The organism is Amycolatopsis orientalis (assembly GCF_000943515.2).
Taxonomy (GTDB): domain Bacteria; phylum Actinomycetota; class Actinomycetes; order Mycobacteriales; family Pseudonocardiaceae; genus Amycolatopsis; species Amycolatopsis orientalis.
In genome coordinates this window covers 8,744,193-8,763,026 of the sequence record NZ_CP016174.1, presented here as the reverse complement: position 1 = coordinate 8,763,026, position 18,834 = coordinate 8,744,193, and the positions used below count along the sequence as shown (strand labels likewise).

Sequence of the window (18,834 nt, the reverse complement as noted above, 5' to 3'; positions counted from 1 at the left end):
AAAGCTCTCGTGCTTCCGTCTCCCAACCGAAACCTGCCGTCTCGGCCATCGGCGCAGGCGCCTCGGCCATCCGGGCGCGGGCAACTCGGTGCGGATGCGCGTCGCGTTTAGCGGGCTAAACGCGACGCGGCGGGCGCGCAGCGTGGCGCCTCTCACACCGTCAAGAAACCACCAACGCGTAGTCCGCGTCGGTCGCCGAGGTCTCCGGATGCCCGTCGGCGTTGACCTGCGTCGCCACGACCTCCACCGTCCAAGTCCCCGCCGCCGGCTTTTCGAGGATGACGTTCTCCACCGTGTCGACGGTGTTCGGCGACCCGCCCGCGGTCGAGAAATTGCCCGCACGCAGGCCGTTGTTGCCGTAGTACACGGTCCCGTCCGGCGCGGTGACCTTCAGCGTCAGGTCGTTGACCCTGGTGACCGACGCGGTCGGCGAACCGGCCGGATCGGTGTAGGCCAGCGTCGCCTTGAACTGTTTCGTCCCGTTCACCGCGACCGTGTACTTCTTGCTCTGCCCGGTGCCCAGCAGATCCGTCTCGTTGACCAGCACCGGCAGTTTCCACCCGTTCGCCTTGGCCTGTTCGTGCAGGTAGCGCACGTTCGCGGTACCCCAGCCCTGATGCGTGCGGGTCATGTCGTGCGACGTGCCGGTGAACGCGAACTGGTCGGCTCCGTTGATCAGCAGCGCCTTCGCGGTCGCGGCGTGCGGGCGGCTCGCGAAGACGTCACGGGCCTTGCCGGGACCGCCGTCGAACACGCCGTCGGCCCACATCTGGAACAGCAGCCCGGCGTTTCCGCAGGTGATCGGGGTCGCGCCGCTCGTGCCGCCGAACGAGGTCGTGTACGAGGTGTCACTGGTGGACGACGTCGTGTCGATCCGGTCGTAGTAGTTCGACAGCTCGGGCTTGATCCGACCGTCGGCGGCCGGGCCGATGCTGGCGCCGCCGTTCCACTTGTCGTCGGTGCGGCCCAGCGTGTTGTAGTGGTACTGCCCGCCGACCGAGAGCACGTTCTTCGACCACGCCTGCGGCCGCGACTGCTGCGTCCCCGCGTTGCTCTGCGACTGGCAGATCAGCAGGTCGTGATCGAAGACGATCTTGTCGAGTTCAGCCGAAACCGAGTTGTACGCCGTCGTCAGCCCGCCGCCCCAGCTGTTGCTCTGGAACACCGCGCGGTACTTGCCCGCCGGGTCGACGAGTTCCTTCGTGTGGGCGTAACGGTCCGGTGCGTTGTAGGTGGCGAAGATGCCCTGGCCCTCGGGCAGCAGGCCGCGCTGCGGCGCGCTCACACCGGAGGCGAAGATCTCGCCGTAGGTCGAAGTGCCGTGGCTGGTGCTGGTCGAGTTCGAGCCGTGCAGCACCGTCGGCCGGGCCTTGAACTCCTGGTGGGTGACGCGCAGCCCGCCGTCCATCACCTCACCGCGGACGCCCTGGCCGCGGTAGCCCCCGACGCTTTCCAGGTAGTTCGCGCCCCCGCTTTCGCGGGCGTTGGCCATGTCGGTCTCGGGCGCGGTGATCGCGCCGACCGCGAGCACCTCGGCACCCTCGGCCACGGCACCGACCTGACCGGCGCCGAGCGTCGCGACGATGTGCTGCCCGCTCTGCGAGATCGCCTCGATGCCGCCGCCGAGCCCCAGGATCCGCTCGGCGACCGCGCGCTGGTCCCGCGCGTCGGCTTCGACCAGCGTCACCAGATAGCTCCCGGTGCCGCTCGCCGAGAATGCCGACGACTCCACCTTGTCGCCCGGCCGGTATTCACCGAGCCAGCGGACGAAATTCAATTTCGCGATCGATTCCCTGTTCTCCGGACGCAGGCGCACCACGTACGCGAAATCGGGAACGTAGGTCCCGATTCGCACGCCGAGCGCACGCAACCGCCCGCGCTGCGCGTCGGTCAGCGCACCCCGGACCTGGAGCAGGTAGGCACCCCGCCACTCCTGGCTCGCGGTACCCCGCTGACTTGCGTTTAGCGGGCTAAACGCGCTCCGCTCGCCGAGCGGGTCGAAGGTTCCGCTGGCCAGGCGGATGAACTGCGGGTCGCCCTCGGCCGGGGCGGCGGCGGCCACCCCGCTGGTCAGGAGGAGCGCGCCGACCAAGGGCGCGAGTAAGCGGACAGACTTCGACCGTGGCATGAAATACCTCCGGGGATCTCTGCAGGGGAGAGTCTTTCGAAGGTACCGGCCGAAAGAGGCGGTGATCAGCCGCTGAACGGCCCAGCTGTATTCCGTGCCTACGGGAAATGGAGCATAAACGGTTAAAAAGAATTCCGTCGCCGCTCTTGCTCAGCGCGCGGCGGGGAGCTCGTCGATCGTTCCGCTGAACCGGGTCAACCGGACGCGTTCCTCGTCGTCGAGGCGCCGGGTGCTCCCCTCGGGCAGGATGCACGCGATCCAGATCGTCCGGCAGCGCGCGTAGACGGCCCGCTCGTCACGCAGCCTGCTGTTCACCACGACGTCGGAGGTCCCGATCCGGCCGACCACGGTCTCCACCTCGACGGGGTGATCGCGGAACGTCAGCCGCCGCACGTAGCTGACGTTGTGCTTCGCGATCAGATAGGTCGGCCCCTTCGTCCGGAAAACGCGCTCACGCCGCGGGTCGAGCATCGCGACCTGGGCTTCCTGGAGGTAGTCCAGCAGCCGCACGTTCCCGACGTAGCCGAGGTGGTCCAGGTCGGTGACACGCAGGCGGTGGCGGTACAGGTGGATCTCGGGAGCGGGACGCGCACTGGTCGTCCCCAGCGGATGTGCGTGCACGAAGTGGATCTTGAACGATCGTGAGGCGATCCGGCCGCGCGGCGCCACGGACACCGGGCCGGGTTCACTCCATCAGGGCTTCGGCGAGTTCGCGGATCGCGGCCGTCTCGGCGGTGTGGATATCGCGGAGCAGCGTCCCCGTCGTGCCGAAGAGCGCGTCGACCTCGGCGTCGGTGAACGGCCTTTCGTCGTTGTAGTGCGCGCGCAGCTTCCACAGCTCCGTACCGGCCGCGGCGGCCGCGTCCTGCCCGGCGTCGCCCTCGCGGACCCCCGCCGACACCGCGCTGACCAGCCCGCGCACCCAGGCGAACTCCGCGTTGGCCGCCGGGAAGGCGGCCTCGGCCAGTTCGGCCCAGCGTTCGCCGATCCCGCGCCACGTCGAAGCCTGCTCGGCCAGTGCCGGGAGTTCGAGCAGACCGGAGGCCTCGGTGAGCGCGTCGGCGAACAGCCCGCGCAGATGCCCGCCCGTCATCCCGGCAGGCGTGACGCTCTCCCAGACGTTGAGCAGCGCCCCGACGAGCCCGCTCCGCTCGCCGAACGCGCGCGGCCAGCCCTTGGGATCGCGTTCGTCGGTCATCGCCGTCGCCCAGCGCTCCCACGCGGGCAGCGAGAACGATTTCGACGGCTCCGAGAGGTTCCGCGCGCAGTCCGTCAGCCCGGCACGCACGGCGGCCCGCCAATCGGAGACCTCGCCGGGCTGAAGCGTCGCGAGGAGACTCTTGTACGAGCCGACCCGGCCGCGCGCGAGATCGAAGGTCTTGCGGTCGACCGTCAGCGGGGCGAGATTCCGGTCGTCGACGAGCACCCGGCCGTCCTCTTCGCCGTACGCGACGACGAAATGCCCGCCGTCGCCGGACGCCTCCGGCGGGAGCTGCCAGTAACCGAGCGACTCGCGGTCGGGGAGCACGATCACCGGCCGTCCTGCTTCGAGGTCCGCGGTGAGCCGTTTCGCGGCGGCGCGTTTGCCGCCGGTGGTGTGGATGTCCGCCCGAAGGCCGAGACGGTCCATTGTGGACTTCAGCCATTCCTGCGGATACTGCCAGCGCGCACGGAAGCCGAACACCACCGTCGACTGCGAATCACGCGCGAAATCCCACAGGATGTAGCCCGCCCCGATCCCGCCGGAAACGGCGAAGATCAACGCCTCGCTGGGCGCCTTCCCGTCCGGCCCTTCGACACCGTGGTGCGCCAGGACGGCGGTCACCGCCGACACGTCCGGCTGGAGCCCGCCCCGCAACTCGTACTCGCTCACCCTGCCATCATGCCCGCGAACGCCCGCGCGGGGTACTGCCTCAGAAATCCCTGATCAGGGAAACCCTGCCATGCAAGGGATCCGTCACGTACACGGCTTTGGAGCGCTGGTCGATCGCGACCGCGCCCGGGTTCACGCCGAGCGACAGGTCACCGGTGAGCAGGTTGGTCACGCCGTCGATCCGGGCGACCCCGTTGGCCCCGCCGTTGGCGTACACGGTGTTCGTTCCCTGGTGCATCGCGACCGCCGAGGACTCGGAGCGCAGCAGCACCGTCGCCTTCTCCTTGCGCGCGCCCACGTCCACAACGGACAGATGATGGATCGCCGAATTCGCGACGAACGCCGTTCCGCTGCCGCGATGCACGGTGACCCCGGTCGGTGCTTTGCCGACCTTCACGCCGCCGGTGAACTTCTCCGCGCCGATGTCGAAGATCTCCAGGGAGTCGGTGGTCGGGCTGGTGCAGTGCGCGAGTTTGCGGCCGCCGTCCACCGCGATCGAGGACAGCCCGGACGTGGGCCCGGGGACCAGTTTCAGCAGGCGGCAGCCGACGCCGTCGATGACGGCGAGCATCCCGGTGACGTCGCTGACCGCGTAGATCCGGTTCGCCTGCTCGTCGATGTCGATACGGGACGCCCCGGGCCCGGCGGGGACCACGCTGACGACGTCGTTGGTCAGCCCGTCGAGGACGAGGACGGTCCCGGCCGGCGGGTTGGTGACGAAGACCCTGTTGGTCACGGTGTCCACGGCCAGTCCGGCGGGTTCGCCGCCGACCGGGATCACCGCGCCGACGGTCCCGGTCCGCGAGTCGAGTACGACGATCGTGCCGGTGGAGGGGTCCGAGACGTAGGCGAACCCGGTGACGGAGTTCACCGCGACCGCCTCCGGAGTGCCCCCGACCTCGATCACCAGGACTTTCTCGGCTCTGGCCGCCGGGGCGAAGGCGACCGCGGAAGCGCCGGCCGCGGCCAGCGTGAGCAGGGCTCGGCGGCTCAGTTCGGGTCCTCGCACAGGCGCCTCCCCAAGATCGTTCCGGGGCTCGACGATAACCCGCGGTCCGTCCGGGCGAAGGAACTTCGCGTCCCCCGATCGCGTTGTTTCCGGTGAGTAACCCCCACATCGCATACTCGGAGCAGGAGAGGAGCAGGGCGGACGTGCACAAGCATCAGAACGGGCTGAAGACCGTCGTCCTGCTCGGCGTGCTGTCCGCGCTCATCGTCGGGATCAGCGGTTTCTTCGGGCGGGGCGCGCTGGTCATCGGCCTGGTGGTGGCGCTCGCGGTCAACGCCTACGCCTATTTCAACTCGGACAAGCTCGCGCTGCGGGCCATGCGGGCCCGTGCGGTCTCCGAGGCCGAGCAGCCGGCGATGTACCGGATCGTGCGCGAGCTGGCGACCACGGCGCGTCAGCCGATGCCGCGGCTGTACATCAGCCCCACCCAGGCCCCGAACGCGTTCGCCACCGGCCGCAGCCCCCGGCACGCGGCGGTGTGCTGCACCACCGGGATCCTCGACCTGCTCGACGAGCGCGAGCTGCGGGCGGTGCTCGGGCACGAACTGTCGCATGTCTACAACCGCGACATCCTCATTTCGTGCGTCGCGGGGGCGCTGGCGAGCGTGATCAGCGTGATCGCCAACATCGCGATGTTCGCGAGCGTCTTCGGCGGCGGAAACCGCGAGGACGATGACAGCCCGCTGGTCGCGCTGCTGCTGGTGCTGATCGGGCCGATCGCGGCCGCCATCGTGAAACTCGGCGTGAGCCGGTCGCGGGAGTACCAGGCCGACGCGTCGGGCGCGGAACTCACCGGCGACCCGCTCGGCCTCGCGTCGGCACTGCGGAAACTCGACCGGGGGACGCGCGCGGCGCCGCTGGTACCGGAGCCGAAACTCGTGTCGCAGTCGCACCTCATGATCGCGAACCCGTTCCGGCCGGGCGAGGGCCTCTCGAAGCTCTTCTCGACCCACCCGCCCATGGCCGAGCGCATCCGCCGCCTCGAAGAGATGGCCCGCCGCCCCCTCTGACCCCCTCGCGCGTCGCCTTTAGCCCCCTAATCGCGCTCCGCGCGTCGCGATTAGGGGGCGAAACGCAAGTCGCGCGCGCTCTGCCTCAGGACCGCATTCAGAGGACGAAACGCGCCCCGTCTCGAGCGCGTCGCGATTAGGGGGCGAAACGCAAGTGGGCCGCGGTCGCCTGAGGAGCGCGTTTAGCGGGCTAAACGCGACGCGGTGGGAGGCGTCAGCCGGTGGCGCCCTGGGTGCGGGCGACGTTCATCAGGTACTCGCCGTACCCCGACTTCGCCAGCTTCGCGCCCAGCGCGAAGCACTGGTCCGCGTCGATGAAGCCCATCCGCAGCGCGACCTCCTCGAGACAGGCGATCCGGACACCCGTCCGGTGCTCGAGGACCTGCACGAACTGGCCCGCTTCCAGCAGCGAGTCGTGCGTCCCGGTGTCGAGCCACGCGAAGCCACGCCCGAGGTCGATCAGGGTGGCTCGGTCCTGCCGCAGGTAGGTGAGGTTGACGTCGGTGATCTCCAGCTCGCCGCGCGGCGACGGCTTGAGGTCGCGCGCGATCTCCAGGACCTGGTTGTCGTAGAAGTACAGGCCGGTGATGGCCTTGTTCGACTTCGGCTTCGCGGGCTTCTCCTCGATGGAGAGGAGCTTGCCGTCCGCGTCGATCTCGCCGACGCCGTAGCGCTGCGGATCCTTGACCGGGTAGCCGAACAGCACACAGCCGTCGAGCGCGGTCGCGGCGGCCTGCAGCCTGCTGGAGAACCCCTGGCCGTAGAAGATGTTGTCCCCGAGCACGAGCGCGACGTCGTCATCGCCGACGAAGTCCGCGCCGATGACGAACGCCTCGGCGAGCCCGTTGGGGGCGGCCTGCTCGGCGTAGCTGAAGCTGAGCCCGAACTGGCTGCCGTCGCCGAGCAGCCGCCGGAAATGCGGCAGGTCGACCGGGGTCGAGATGATCAGGATCTCGCGGATCCCGGCGAACATCAGCACCGAGATCGGGTAGTAGATCATCGGTTTGTCGTACACCGGGAGCAGCTGTTTCGAGATCGCCTGGGTGATGGGATGCAAGCGCGTCCCACTGCCCCCCGCCAGCACGATGCCCTTCATGCGATGCCCCCGCTTCGTAACCGATCGCTCGGGATCTCACACTACCGGGTGGCTCAGAACGCCGGGCCCTTCGCGAAGTAGGCCTTGCAGCCGAGGTTGTACTCGGTGGAGATCTGCAACACGTTCTTGCCGCCGTCGACAGGCAGCAGTGTCGAGCTGTAGTTGGGGCAGAAGTTGTTGTGGATGCCGGTGATGTGCACCGGCGCGGGCAGTTCGTACCAGTGCCCGGAGCCGAAGTTGTCGTTGGCGAGCAGGACCTGGCCGTTCTTGGCCTGGGGGACGCCCGCCGCGTTCGTGTAGATCTGCCCGACCATCACCAGCCGCACGCCGTTCGGGCCGCCCGGGAACAGCGTGATCGTCTGGGCGTGCTGGAAGTAGTTGCCGCTGGCCGTGGTGACGCGGGTGCCGGGATCGAGCGGATCACCCCAGTTGGCGCCGTCGGAGGAGATCTTGAAGTACGGGTCGCAGTAGCGGTCGCCGTAATTGCAGATCTCGTAGGCCAGGTAGTACCGCCCGTCGGGGAGGCGGCGGATGATCGGCATACCCGGCCGCACCCGATGCGGCGGGATGGCCATCGTGCGCTGCTTGGTGCCCCAGTGCACCCCATCGGTGGACGCGACCCGGTTCATCACCTGCGCGAACTGCGGCGCCTCGGTCTCGTCGGCGTAATGCAGCCACAGCGTGCCGCCCGCGTCGACGACGAACTCGGGCTCCCAGATGCCGTCGTGGTTGTGCGAGCGGGCGGCCTCGGACAGGAACGACCAACTGCGGCCGGCGTCGCGACTGGCCCAGATCTTGATGCCGATTCGCCGCTGCGGCCCGGCGTCCTGACGGTAACTCGCCGCCCACAACAGCGTGCCCGGACGAAGCCTGCCGACACGCTGCGGCAGTTCGTACAGCGTTCCGCAGCACATGCCGTAGCGGCCGTCGCGGTCGCGGATCTCGCCGATCTTGTGGAAGCTCTGTCCCTCGTCGGTGCTCTCCATGATCGGGGTGAACTTGCCTCCGCCGTCTTCGCTGGTCAGCGACGCGATGATCCGGCCACGGCCGGACGCGGAATGTTCCAGGCGGATGAGCCGCGCGTACGAGCCGTAGCCGGGTACGAGCTGTTGCCGCTCGGCGGCTTGCGCGGACGTGAGCAGCGACGCGATCACGGTGAGTGACAATGCGAGGGCGAATACGGTGCTGAGACGGCGCTTCATCGGGACCTTCCTTGAACGCGACCGCCGGATTACACCATGGGAATTTGTCCACTTCGGACTGCCGCGAAGGCGTCGCGGCAGAAACCCACGCCCGGGTGGCCTGAATCGCTCGGCCGGGTGGTCCGGTAACGCTGGGCTATCGGACGGCGAAGATCCCATGACTGCTCGACTAGGGGGAACAACGTGATCAGGCGCTTGTGCGCGGGTTTGGGCGCCGTGCTGCTTACCGCCGGCCTGGTGGCCTGCTCGCCGGCGAACACGGGCCGCGTCGTCCCGCGGGCCGCGTCGGAGGGCCTGCGTTCCTCGCCAACCCCGTCCTTGCCCACCCCGCCGCCGTCGACCTCCCCGAAGCCCGGCCCTCAGCCGCCGGAGACGCACTCGGGTAAGGGAAACGCCTCGGTCCCGATGACCTGGCCGATGCGCCTCGGCTTCGTGACCTTCGACTGTCCCAAATGCTCCGGGCACGTCGCGGTCAACACCGAGAACGAGCTGATCGTCAACGACATCGGCCCGTACAAGGGCACGCAGTGGATCAACGACATGCCCGGCCATCAGGCGAGGACGTTCACGGTCAAGGCCAACGCCGCCTGGACCCTGACCATCACCGACGAAAGCGGCCTGCCCGTGCTGGAGCCGGGCAAGACCCTCTCGGGCAAACGCGACGCGGTCGTCTCCGTGCCCGACGCCGTCTCGTCGGTCGCCGTCACCACCAAGGGCAACGGCAACACCGCGGTCTGGGTGCACAGCGGCGACTTCTCGGATCTTCCCGTGAACCAGCTGGGCGACTACAAGGGCAGCGTGCCGGTGTCCGGCCCGGCCGTCGTCTCGCTCGAAGGCGACGGGAGCTGGACGGTCACGGCGTCCTAGATATGACGAAGGCCACCTTCGGGACGTCCGAAGGTGGCCTTCCCGCCGGACTCAGCGGTAGTTCGTGAACTGCAGCGCGATCTCGAAGTCCTTGCCCTTCAGCAAGGCGATCACGTCCTGCAGCTGGTCCTTCTTCTTGCCGGACACCCGCAGCTGGTCACCCTGGATCTGCGCCTGGACGCCCTTCGGGCCTTCGTCCCGGATGAACTTGGCGATCTGCTTCGCCTTGTCCGACGCGATCCCCTGCAGGATCTTGCCGCTCACCTTGTAGATCTTGCCGGAGAGCGCGGGCTCGTCCGCCTCGAAGGCCTTCAGGGAGATGCCGCGCTTGATCAGTTTTTCCTTGAACACCTCGACCGCCGCCAGCGCCCGCTCCTCGGTCTCGGACTCGATCACGATCGCCTCCTCACCGGACCAGTCGATCTTGGTCCCGGTACCCCGGAAGTCGAACCGTGTACCGAGTTCCTTGCCGGCCTGGTTCAGGGCGTTGTCCACCTCCTGGCGATCGACCTTGCTCACCACGTCGAAAGAGGGATCCGCCACGTGTTCTCACACCTCGTACTCGCTTGTCAGGAGCTTCCACCCTAGCCCTGCGTAACCCGGTTGACGGGCCCGCCACGGCCTTGGGTATTCTTTCATCTCGACCGGGCTTGCCCGGCCACGGCGAGTTGCCCGAGCGGCCAAAGGGATCTGACTGTAAATCAGACGGCACTGCCTTCGGGGGTTCGAATCCCTCACTCGCCACACCAGCAAGATCGGCCCCCTGACCTGCGAAACCAGGTCAGGGGGCCGATCTTGTTATGTGCAGTTGTGTGCAGCACTGCGCGGCTGTAGGCGGCTGTCCGCCCCAAATACGCCCCAAAGCTCCCCGGGGCCTACTCGCCACCAAGAGCCCTGGTCACGCGGTCTCGGGCGGCCTGCTCTCCGCCGTCGAGGCACTTCGCGTAGACCCTCAGCAGGACAGAGAGACTGTGTCCCGCCCACTTGGCCACCCGCGTGGGCTCCACACCGCCGTTGAGCCACGTCGACACCGCAGCGTGGCGAAGGTCGTAGGGGCGCTTCCCCAGCGGTCCAGCGGCCACCTCAGCCGTGAAAACCCTCTCGCGTGCCGTAGCCCACACTCGGCCGTAGACCGAGCTGCCGACGCGGCCGCCGTCGCGGGCTCCTCGGAACAGCCTGCCGTCCGGCGCGGTCCCGAACTGGCGTAGGTGCTCGTGGAGTAGGGCTGTGAGTTGAGGTGGGCACGGCACCGTCCGCTCCTCCTCTTCGGCCCGGTGCTTGAGCGGCCCCTCTTCGGATGCCTCGCCGGAGTCCGTCCATTCCTGCCCGATCTCCGGGCGCGCTCTCCTGAGGAGCAGATCTCCCCACCCTTCCTTGGGGAGGGACAGGTCAGCCTTGTTCAGGTTCGCTACCTCCTCCGGCCGGAGAGCGGCGTAGTACATCAGCCCGTAGAACGCGACCAGGGGCGGCCCCTGCTTCCCGATCGTGCCGACTGCTTCGAGCAGCATTCGCCCCTGAATCGGATTCACGACGGATTTCGGGTCCACCTCATGGACGACGAACTTTCGTTTCTTCATCTTCACGTCCTCAACCGGATTCGCCGTCAGAAGCTTTTGTTCGGGCGACATTGCGTACTCGATGGCGTTTCCGAGGGCGACGCGGCGAAGTCGAACGGTGTTGGTCGCTGCCTTCTTTCCGTCCAGCTTGAGATCCAGGGCGCGTAGAACAGTGCGCAGCGTGTCCGCATTCGCCAACTCGCCAACGTTGCGGCTCGCCTTCGCAGCGAACGAGATAGCCTGTCGGACTTCGTCGGTTTGAGGAGCGTTCCGGGTGTTCAGGTTGAAGGCGGTCTTGAGGGCCTTTCGCAGGGTCTTGGGATCGCACGGCGGCTTCCCCTTGAGCATGGGAACCGTGATGGTCATCAGGGACTCTGCGAGAGAAGCGCGGTACTTGGGCGACGATTCCGGCCACTTCATGTCTGCGTACTCGCACGCGAACGTGAACCAAGACTTGACCTCGGTCGCGCGAAGCATTGAGACCGGTAGTCCACTCTCGGTGTCGAACGCCTCACCCTCACGGGCGGCCGTGAGCAGCTTGGAGCGGAAACTGTCCGCGAGTGCGAGGGTTTCGAAGCTTTCGCCGAATCGTTCGCCGTCGACAACCCAGCGAACTCGATAGGTTGTCTTTTGCTTCCCCTCGTACTTTTCGAGTTTCCAGATGCGGACGTCATGTGTAGTCGCCATCAGGCGGCAGCCTCCTCGCACAGGTCCAGAAAGCGTTCGTATTCAGAACGGCGGATACGGAGGTCGCCGTTCGGAAGTTTCAGGCAGCTAGGTCCGCGCCCGGTGGCGCGCCATTGCTGGAATGTCCGGCGTGAGATCTTCATTTCGGCGCAGAATTCGGCGACTGTGAGCCAGTTCGTGGTGGCCATGGTGGCGGGTTCTCCTCGCGCGGCGGTGCGTGGTGGTGGTGGTGGCGTGCGCGACGTGCATGGCGGTCTCCTTGACGGCTTGAGCGGGTGTTGTCGGTAACTGCGGTAACCTCGGTAATTTCGCTGGTCAGACGGTTACCGAGGGATTTTCGGCTCGGTAACCTCGGTAACCGGGTTACCGCAGTTACCGCAGCGATTTCGGCTCGGTAACCGTCTGACCTGCACGGTTACCGGGGTTACCGCAGTTACCGGGAATCCCCGGTTTCGGGCGGTGGGAGGTAGCGGGTCCAGGCGTCGGCAAGGCCGGTTTCTCCGGTGGTGCGGTAGCCCTTGGCGGTGGTGCCGTTGTGCTTGAACGCGTGGACTTCCACCCCGTACCTGCCGAGTTCCTTGGACAGGTGGCGGGCGTCGAACGGCTTGCCGTAGTAGTCGGCCCAGGGGCCTTCCTCCATCGCGTGGAGGAATTCGAGGATGACGGTGGTGGGCAGCCGTTCGGCCTGGTGCGCGGTGAAGACATCGCGGAGGTCTGCGAGCAGGCGGGTTCCGATGCTTCCGGCGCGCGGGTTGTTGTTGGCCACGAAATGTTTGCAGGCTTCGCGGGCTTTCTCCGGCCAGTCGCCTCCGGCGGCGTCGGCTAGGGCAAGCAGCGGTTCCCAGATTTCGGCGGAGCGGTCAGTGACGCCGTCGGGCATCTCGGGTTCGGCCTCGCCGACCTGTTCGGCGACGCTGCGAACCCAGTCGGCGAGCCGGTCCCGCAGGGGTTCGGCCTCGGACTCGATGCGGCGGGTCTTGAAGGGTTCGACGGTTTCGCCCGGTGCGCGGCGACGCATGTGGACGGTGATGGCGCGGGTGGTGATGGTGTCGGGCATGTGCCCAGCTATGCCGGCCAAAGCAGCGGGGGCGTAGACCTTGAACCGCTGCACTGCCATGGCCTTGGCGTCGCCGACACAGCGCGGGATCGTCGCCGACCGCTTGTATCCGGCGTTGAGCAGCGCGCGCAGGTCCTCGGTGTTGCCGGTGTTCTTCGGGTTGAAGATGGCGTCCACCTCATCGAACAGGATCGTGATCGGTGCGGCGGACACGAGCCGGAACAGCGCGGCCGGTGAGGCGGACAACGTCATCTCCGGTGAGGCCACGAGGTACTGCGCGACCTCCAGAACGCGGGTCTTCCCGCTACCGGGCTCGGCGGAGGAGAGGATAAGCCGCGGGGTGATGTAGAAGTGCTCGGCGGCGTGGGTGTGGGCGTACCAGAGCGCGAGCATCGGGGCGCAGTGCTCGGACGGGAAGACGTTGAAGCGGGACACGAACTCTCCGATCTGATCCAGGACTTCGGCGCCATCGGCGGACGTGGCGGTCGGCTCACGGGGAGGCGACACCACCCGCAGGGCGGGCACGGTCATCAGGCGGCCTTTCCTCGGGTGACAGGGTTTCGGGCACCGGCGGTCAGCCCGGCGTCCACCACGCGGACGACTTCGCGGGCGTTGGGCGGCCAGTGGGCGGAGCCGATGAGGGTTTCCCCGGCGGCGATGAGATCGGCGCGGGCGGTGGCGTGGTCGATGATTCCGGCGCCTACCTTGCGGCCGATGGTGTAGGCCGCGCTGGAGAGGACTTCGTTGTAGGTGCCTGGTGTGGCGTTGCGGACGCGGTCGCACTCCCCGGCGAGTGCAGCGGACCCGTAGCGGCTGGTGTCCGTAGAGCGAATCTCAAGCGGCCCTGAGTTGGCCGTAGAGCGCCGTTCCGCGCACACCTGGACCAACCAGCCCGGCAGTTCCACGGGGTCGGTGTCGTCGGCGAGGTCGTAGGCGCCGTTGGGGAGCACCGACCCCGGCCCCACCACGTATCCGCCTCCCGCTCGTGTGTCCACACAGGAGGTGAGTTGTCCCTGACTGTTGCGCAGCGTGGTTCCGGCCGGGGCGAGGTAGTACAGGTGCCGCCCACCGGACGGGGTGCTCACGGTGTAGGTGTCCGGGACCGGTCCGCCGCGTTCGGCGGCGAGTGCGGCGAGGGCGGTCACGCCGTCCGGGCCGCTGCCATCCTTGGGCATGTCCAGGTCCACCACGACCAACCGGGACGGCCCGGTGGCCACGCCGATGTTGAAGCGGTCGGCTGACCAGCACCGGCGGATACGGAGGGGGTCGGTGGTGGCGCGGTTCTCCCAGTCCTTCACGGCGGGCTGCCGCTTGGTTCCCGGCGCGAGCGGGAACACGGCCCATCCCATCCCCGCGAGGTACAGCGCCCAGTCCAAGAGCGGGTTTCCAGCGTGCGCGGTCATCGAACTACCTTCCACAGTGGACAGTCAGGGACAGTCGGTCAGCAGTGCTTGAGGATGGCGGCGATGGCGTCGTGCTCGGCCTGGTCGACGCTCATCCGATAGGTGGTCTTCACCCGTACCCAGTGCGCGACGTAGCCGCACCGGTCCTTGGAGGGCAGCCACTTCGCGGGGTCTTGGTCACCCTTCGAGCGGTTGGACTTCGCCGACACCGCGACCAAGACGTTGGGGTCGTTGGCGTAGCGGGTCCGCTGTGCCTCGGTCCAGTCGCGGGTGTGCGAGCGGGACGCCTCTTTGAGCGGCACCATGTGGTCGATATCGACGCCTTCGGGGTCGGTGACCTTCACGCCGTCGTAGCGGCTGGTCCACTCTCCACTCAGGACCTTGCAGCCCTTCCCGGTGGTGACGTTGCGGCCCTGGGACTTGAGGGTGTCCTCGCGGCGGTTGCAGCCCTTGCCGACGCTGTCCCAGTGGGGCCAGTCGTCGCGGTTGTAGTGCGCGCCGGTGTCGGCGGGCTTCACGGCGAGTTTCGCGAGTTGCCGGGTGACAGTGGTGGCGTCGGTACTGCCGGGGGTTCCGGTGGCGGCCGGGACCTCGCAGCCGGTGACGAACAGGGCGGTGAGGGCGAGCGGGACGGCGGCGATGAGGGCGCGGCCGGTGATGTGCGCGGTCAAAGCGAGTCCTATCGTCGGTGACTGTGTGTGCCTGTTTTGGGCAGTGCTTGACCAGGGCTAGGGCCGGTGGCGATGGCGGCTAGCCGGGGGTTTTCGCGGGTTTCCGCTGGTCGGCGTGGGGGTGGTCTAGGTCCCTAGAGTCCTGGTCAGAAGTTCGCGGGGTTCTAGAGTGGGGGTCTAGGTCTAGGGGCGCTCCGGTCTAGAGCGCGGAGCGCCCCTAGCTCCACTCGGCGGTTACTTTCGGTTATCGCGGGCCTTGGTGAGGGCGTCTCGGGTGTAGCCGTTGCGGTTGCTGCCCTTGCCGGTTTCGGGGTCGGCGGCCCACACCTGTCCGGGCTTCACCCCGTCCGGCTTGAGCGCGGTAGCCAGGGCGGCCGGGTTCCACTTCCCGTAGGTCGAGGGGCGGAGTTCGGCGAGCCGGGACACGATCACATCGGACCAGAGCTTCTCTTCGCCCTTCGCGAACACCGACAGGACGTCGGCGAGGGTGTCCAGGCGCGCGGTGTCCAGGTCGACTTCTTCCCCGGCGGCGTAGCCGGTGATGTTGCCCAGGGCTTCGCGCTGTTTGCGGGCACCGGCGGCGATGCGCTTGGCGGTCGGCCCGTCCTGGTAGACGGACCGGGTGATCTGCGCGTCGCTACCCTCACCTCGGAGGTAGCCGATTCCCTTGTCAGACCAGGCAAACGTGGTCGCCCGGATGCCGTTCTTGTACTGCGAGGTACCCAGGACCATGTCGTTTTCGGTCTGCCCCATGACTTTCAGGCAGTACCGGATGGACAGGTTCGCCGAAATATCGGTCGGGATGGCCTTCGCGTCCGGCCGTTGCGTGGCGAGGAACAGCCCGATACCCAGCGCGGGACCACGTTTCACCAGGTCAGTGCAGATTTCGCGGAGTTCGTCGCCGTGGTCGGGGTGCTCGAACCACACCTGGCACTCGTCGACACCGATGATGATGGGCGCCAACCCCAAGTCCTTCCGCGACGCCAGAGCGGGGGTGACCTTGTTGTCCGGGCACACATCCTCGGGAAGGTTGCGGATGACCTTCGCGCGGCGGCGCAGTTCCTCCCGGAGGGCACGGAGTTCGACGACGGCGGTTTCGATGTCCTCGGGGTCATCGCCGACGCCGTAGCCATGGCAGACCTGCGCGAGTGCGGACAGGTCGCCGGTGCCCTTGAGGTCGTAGGCGTAGAGCACCGAACGCGGGTCCAGAGCGGCGATGAGCAGGATTTCGCGCAGGGACACGGTTTTGCCCATGCGGGGGATGGCGCCGATGGCCCCGGAGGCGAACATCAGGGTGATGGGCACCCACCGGCCGCGCTGGTCCGTGCCGAACGGCTGGGGCTTGAACAGGTCCACCGTCGCGCCCGGCCTGGCGAGCGGCCACGGGGCCTGCTTGGTGGTGGACATGTCCTTATCCCCGACCCAGATGATCAGGCGGCCTTCATGGATGGTCGGGTCACCCTCGGGCCACACGCACCCAAGCTGACGACGCAGGCCAGAGGAGAGCCGTTCACGGCGGTCGATGACGTCCCCGGCCGTGACGCCCGGCGGCAGGTCGATATCCGCGCGCCATCCGGGGCCGTCGCGCACGATCGGCGAGGGGAATCCGATGCCCTTGCCCTTCGCGAGGGCCTGGTTGATCCCCGCGATACCCAGCGCCCCAAGAGCGTCCTCGATCATCGACGACGTGAGCTTCGGCGCCTTCGCGCTGTCCACCGCACGTCCGGCCACGGGCTTGTCCTTCGGCGCCCCGAACCAGCCCACCAAAGTCATGGCAGTGATGAGGATGGTCCAGTTCCAGAACGGCGTGACATAGGTGATGGCCAGGTACACGATCCCGATGAGGACCAGGACACCGACCATCACCGGCGCGGACCGGCGGCGAACGGTCTCGTTCCGGGCCTCGCGCAACCTCATGTACTCGTTCACGTCGGCCCGATCCCGGGCGTCCATGCGCACCGGCTTCGACTCCGCGTCGAACACCCAGCGGTGTACACGAACGGTCCCCCGGCACAACGCGCCCGGCGCCTTGAGCAGCGCGGACGGGACGTACACGGGCACCCGCAGCGCGTGGAACGCGGTCTGGTGTCCGGCGAGCTGCACGAGGAACTTCGCGCGGGACTTGAACTCCTCGGCCGAGAGCAGCCAGGACGCGACCAGCGGCCGGGCCTTGGCGTCGGACACGGTCTCCCACCAGGACTTCTTCACATCCTTGGGGTCCACCGTCACCGTGGAGGTGACGGGCTCGGACTCGTCCACGATCGCCGCGTCGACGACGTCCGAGCGGACCACGGCGGCGGTGTCGCGCGGGGTCGGGATCTCCTCCGGGGCGCGGGCGGTGCCCGGCTTGAACTCCACCACGTTGCCGTTCACGACGCGGCCGTCCGGGCGTTCGTCAGAGGTGGTGTCCGGGGTCGGGTTGGGCGTGTTCACCGTTGTGTCCCTCTCGGGTTCGGGGCCGTTCGCGGATGCGGGGGTGTGGTCGGCGGTGGTGGACATCAGGCGGCCTCCTCCGAGTCGGTGCGGGCGGTGGTGGTCGGGGCTGGCACCGGCAGGACGGTGGGCGCGGTGCGGGTTTCGGCGATCAGGTCGTCGGCGACGTTCTTGGAGGTGCCGCGCGAGACCTCGGGGCAGACCTCACGCACCCAGGCGGGGGTGATCTCGATGCCGGGAGCCCATGCGGCGCGGGCTTCGGCGAGGTAATCGGCGCGTAGCTTGCGGCCCTGCTTGGCGGGCGCCTTGGCCTTGCGGGTGGTGCGGCGCGGAGCCGGGGCCGGGGAGAGTGCCGGCGTCGGCACCGGCTCCTCCGCGTCCGGGGTCTCGGCGGGTGCGGAGGGGGTGACCTCGGCGGCCGGGGCCGTCTCCTGCGTATTCGCCTCGCCGGTGAAGGCGTGCCCAGCGGCGGCCATGACTGCCTCGGTGAGCTTGTCCCGCAGCACGGGGGCGGTTTCGGCGGCGAGGAACACCAGCACCGGAGGAACGGAGTGCAGCGCGACCCCAGCGATGTCGAGGTGGGTCCAGGACTTCCAGGTGTTCATGACGTAGGTGGCCAGGAACGCGAACCACTTCGTCCGGTGCGCCCACCGGCCGGTCTGGACCTGGTAGCGGGCGGTGATCTGCTCCGCCCGCAGCACCGCGACCAGCACGAGCGACACCATCGGGTCCAGCAACCACGCGGACAGCCACGCCAGCGACCACACGGCCGCACCGGATGCGGCGAAAGCCTGGACGTTGACCATCGTGAACGCGAGACCAAGGAAGATCCCAACCCACAACAGCACGTCGATCTGAGTGCGGACCTTCTCCACCCGCAGCGCGATCACGTCGGGGTGGTTGGCCAGACGGCGGACCTGAGCAGCCGACTCGGCATCCTGCCGGAGCTTGTCCGCCTCGGACAGCGGCACGTGCTGCGCGTCCTGCGGCCCGGCAACGGTTTCGATGCTCATCAGTGACGACCTCCCCGCGTAGTGACGACCTCGGTGATGGCCATGAGCCGCACGATGGTGGCGGCGGCGAACAGGGCCGGGACGATGAGCGCGATCCAGGTAGCGGTGGTGTTGCCGATCTTCACGACCACGAGCCACTGGACGAACGCGATGACGGCGGTGGCCAGGATGAGGCGGATGGTGTTGCCGGTCATGCGGGTCACCTCCCGCACGCCCTTCTGTGCCTTGGTGGCGGACTTCCGTCCGGCACGCCACACGCTGAACACACCGACCAGCGCGAGCCCGCCCAGGACCATGAGGGTTTGCGTGTTCATGCGGCCACCTCCACGGCGTTGGCCATCTCGATTTCCAGGCAGGACCAGCACTGACGAGTGCTGGTCGGCACGCGGTAGTCCTTCTCCTGCGCGCATTCCACGCAGGTGCGCAGCGCCCGCTGGGCGTATTCGAGGTTCCGCAGACGGGCCACGCGCTGGGCCTCGGTCGGCTCCGGCCGGGCGGCAGCCGCAACCGCGGAATACAGCTCCGCCACGGTCAGACGGGCGTAGGGCTTGCGGTGGCGGAACACCAGCAGGGCCAGCGGATCCAGCCCGGCGGGCGACAGCCCGGCCGCCCGGAGTTGGGTGGTGGTGAGCAGTCCGGCCGGGGCCTCGCCCCACCCGAACACCGGGAGCCCGTCCCGGGTCCCTCGGGCCAGCGCCACGAGGGTGGTGTCGCCGTCAGCGATGTGCACGACGTTCTGCTTCCTGCTCCGTACCATGAGGGGCCTTCCCGTGTAGCTACCTGCGTGGTGGTGGGGAGTCCCGGTCTGCGCGGAGCGTTCTTGGCGGTT

The 18,834-nt window shown here is 68.1% G+C and carries 18 protein-coding genes and 1 tRNA gene; 3 read left to right on the top strand and 16 right to left on the bottom strand.

Annotation, left to right across the window (positions count from 1 at the left end; all coding sequences use genetic code 11):
* Positions 1-160 precede the first annotated feature (160 nt).
* The 4 genes from SD37_RS38320 to SD37_RS38305 all read right to left on the bottom strand — a co-directional run bounded on the left by SD37_RS38320 (position 161) and on the right by SD37_RS38305 (position 5,010).
* Complete coding sequence (locus SD37_RS38320; RefSeq protein ID WP_044855780.1) at positions 161-2,128, bottom strand: S8 family serine peptidase; 1,968 nt, start codon at positions 2,126-2,128, stop codon at positions 161-163.
* Positions 2,129-2,278: 150 nt separating this feature from the next.
* Positions 2,279-2,803, bottom strand: a complete 525-nt coding sequence (locus SD37_RS38315) for an acyl-CoA thioesterase (protein ID WP_044855779.1) — start codon at positions 2,801-2,803, stop codon at positions 2,279-2,281.
* 10 nt (positions 2,804-2,813) lie between these two features.
* Positions 2,814-4,001, bottom strand: coding sequence for a BtrH N-terminal domain-containing protein (locus SD37_RS38310; protein WP_044855778.1), 1,188 nt, complete (start codon positions 3,999-4,001; stop codon positions 2,814-2,816).
* 40 nt (positions 4,002-4,041) lie between these two features.
* Positions 4,042-5,010 carry a YncE family protein gene (locus SD37_RS38305; protein WP_044855777.1) on the bottom strand — a complete coding sequence of 323 codons (969 nt, stop codon included), beginning with the start codon at positions 5,008-5,010 and terminating at the stop codon, positions 4,042-4,044.
* Positions 5,011-5,153: 143 nt separating this feature from the next.
* Between SD37_RS38305 and htpX the strand changes: the two genes are divergently transcribed.
* A complete protein-coding gene (gene htpX / locus SD37_RS38300) occupies positions 5,154-6,020 on the top strand; it encodes a zinc metalloprotease HtpX (protein WP_044855776.1) in 867 nt (288 codons plus the stop codon).
* Between the two features lie 214 nt (positions 6,021-6,234).
* Here htpX and rfbA read toward each other — a convergent pair whose 3' ends face one another.
* Complete coding sequence (gene rfbA / locus SD37_RS38295; RefSeq protein ID WP_044855775.1) at positions 6,235-7,116, bottom strand: glucose-1-phosphate thymidylyltransferase RfbA; 882 nt, start codon at positions 7,114-7,116, stop codon at positions 6,235-6,237.
* 53 nt (positions 7,117-7,169) lie between these two features.
* Positions 7,170-8,318 carry a sialidase family protein gene (locus SD37_RS38290; protein ID WP_044855774.1) on the bottom strand — a complete coding sequence of 383 codons (1,149 nt, stop codon included), beginning with the start codon at positions 8,316-8,318 and terminating at the stop codon, positions 7,170-7,172.
* A 183-nt stretch (positions 8,319-8,501) separates the two neighbouring features.
* Between SD37_RS38290 and SD37_RS38285 the strand changes: the two genes are divergently transcribed.
* The gene (locus SD37_RS38285) at positions 8,502-9,185 is read left to right on the top strand and encodes a hypothetical protein (RefSeq protein ID WP_044855773.1); all 684 of its coding nucleotides are present in this window, start codon (positions 8,502-8,504) and stop codon (positions 9,183-9,185) included.
* Between the two features lie 51 nt (positions 9,186-9,236).
* Here the strand turns inward: SD37_RS38285 and SD37_RS38280 are convergent, their stop codons facing one another.
* Entirely contained in the window at positions 9,237-9,728 is a 492-nt protein-coding gene (locus SD37_RS38280) for a YajQ family cyclic di-GMP-binding protein (protein ID WP_044855772.1), read from the bottom strand.
* A gap of 119 nt (positions 9,729-9,847) precedes the next feature.
* On the opposite strand from SD37_RS38280, the gene SD37_RS38275 reads away from it, so the two are divergent.
* Positions 9,848-9,929, top strand: a tRNA-Tyr gene (locus SD37_RS38275).
* 131 nt (positions 9,930-10,060) lie between these two features.
* Here the strand turns inward: SD37_RS38275 and SD37_RS38270 are convergent.
* The 9 genes from SD37_RS38270 to SD37_RS38230 form a co-directional block, all read right to left on the bottom strand.
* Complete coding sequence (locus SD37_RS38270) at positions 10,061-11,428, bottom strand: tyrosine-type recombinase/integrase (RefSeq protein WP_044855771.1); 1,368 nt, start codon at positions 11,426-11,428, stop codon at positions 10,061-10,063.
* The gene (locus SD37_RS38265) at positions 11,428-11,616 is read right to left on the bottom strand and encodes a helix-turn-helix transcriptional regulator (protein ID WP_044855770.1); all 189 of its coding nucleotides are present in this window, start codon (positions 11,614-11,616) and stop codon (positions 11,428-11,430) included. Before SD37_RS38265 ends, SD37_RS38270 begins: the two co-directional genes overlap by 1 nt.
* Positions 11,617-11,861: 245 nt before the next feature.
* Positions 11,862-13,016, bottom strand: coding sequence for a DUF3631 domain-containing protein (locus tag SD37_RS38260; RefSeq protein WP_065913054.1), 1,155 nt, complete (start codon positions 13,014-13,016; stop codon positions 11,862-11,864).
* Positions 13,016-13,888: a bifunctional DNA primase/polymerase gene (locus SD37_RS38255; RefSeq protein WP_044855769.1), complete on the bottom strand. Its 873-nt coding sequence runs from the start codon at positions 13,886-13,888 to the stop codon at positions 13,016-13,018. The genes SD37_RS38260 and SD37_RS38255 overlap by 1 nt, the downstream gene beginning before the upstream one ends.
* Positions 13,889-13,926: 38 nt before the next feature.
* Positions 13,927-14,559, bottom strand: coding sequence for an HNH endonuclease family protein (locus tag SD37_RS38250; RefSeq protein ID WP_083255193.1), 633 nt, complete (start codon positions 14,557-14,559; stop codon positions 13,927-13,929).
* A 234-nt stretch (positions 14,560-14,793) separates the two neighbouring features.
* Positions 14,794-17,058, bottom strand: a complete 2,265-nt coding sequence (locus tag SD37_RS38245; protein WP_145926831.1) for a cell division protein FtsK — start codon at positions 17,056-17,058, stop codon at positions 14,794-14,796.
* Positions 17,058-18,005 carry a hypothetical protein gene (locus tag SD37_RS38240; RefSeq protein ID WP_044855768.1) on the bottom strand — a complete coding sequence of 316 codons (948 nt, stop codon included), beginning with the start codon at positions 18,003-18,005 and terminating at the stop codon, positions 17,058-17,060. Before SD37_RS38240 ends, SD37_RS38245 begins: the two co-directional genes overlap by 1 nt.
* A complete protein-coding gene (locus SD37_RS38235) occupies positions 18,005-18,319 on the bottom strand; it encodes a hypothetical protein (protein ID WP_044855767.1) in 315 nt (104 codons plus the stop codon). The genes SD37_RS38240 and SD37_RS38235 overlap by 1 nt, the downstream gene beginning before the upstream one ends.
* Positions 18,316-18,735 (bottom strand): RRQRL motif-containing zinc-binding protein, encoded by a 420-nt coding sequence (locus tag SD37_RS38230; protein ID WP_044855835.1) that lies wholly within the window; start codon positions 18,733-18,735, stop codon positions 18,316-18,318. Before SD37_RS38230 ends, SD37_RS38235 begins: the two co-directional genes overlap by 4 nt.
* Positions 18,736-18,834 lie beyond the last annotated feature (99 nt).

What these genes read in the sequence shown, in the direction of transcription:
- SD37_RS38320 (WP_044855780.1), bottom strand. Translation starts at nt 2,128, where the DNA reads ATGCCACGGTCGAAGTCTGTCCGCTTACTCGCGCCCTTGGTCGGCGCG.
- rfbA (WP_044855775.1), bottom strand. Translation starts at nt 7,116, where the DNA reads ATGAAGGGCATCGTGCTGGCGGGGGGCAGTGGGACGCGCTTGCATCCC.
- SD37_RS38290 (WP_044855774.1), bottom strand. Translation starts at nt 8,318, where the DNA reads ATGAAGCGCCGTCTCAGCACCGTATTCGCCCTCGCATTGTCACTCACC.
- SD37_RS38270 (WP_044855771.1), bottom strand. Translation starts at nt 11,428, where the DNA reads ATGGCGACTACACATGACGTCCGCATCTGGAAACTCGAAAAGTACGAG.
- SD37_RS38265 (WP_044855770.1), bottom strand. Translation starts at nt 11,616, where the DNA reads ATGGCCACCACGAACTGGCTCACAGTCGCCGAATTCTGCGCCGAAATG.
- SD37_RS38260 (WP_065913054.1), bottom strand. Translation starts at nt 13,016, where the DNA reads ATGACCGTGCCCGCCCTGCGGGTGGTGTCGCCTCCCCGTGAGCCGACC.
- SD37_RS38255 (WP_044855769.1), bottom strand. Translation starts at nt 13,888, where the DNA reads ATGACCGCGCACGCTGGAAACCCGCTCTTGGACTGGGCGCTGTACCTC.
- SD37_RS38245 (WP_145926831.1), bottom strand. Translation starts at nt 17,058, where the DNA reads ATGTCCACCACCGCCGACCACACCCCCGCATCCGCGAACGGCCCCGAA.
- SD37_RS38240 (WP_044855768.1), bottom strand. Translation starts at nt 18,005, where the DNA reads ATGAGCATCGAAACCGTTGCCGGGCCGCAGGACGCGCAGCACGTGCCG.
- SD37_RS38235 (WP_044855767.1), bottom strand. Translation starts at nt 18,319, where the DNA reads ATGAACACGCAAACCCTCATGGTCCTGGGCGGGCTCGCGCTGGTCGGT.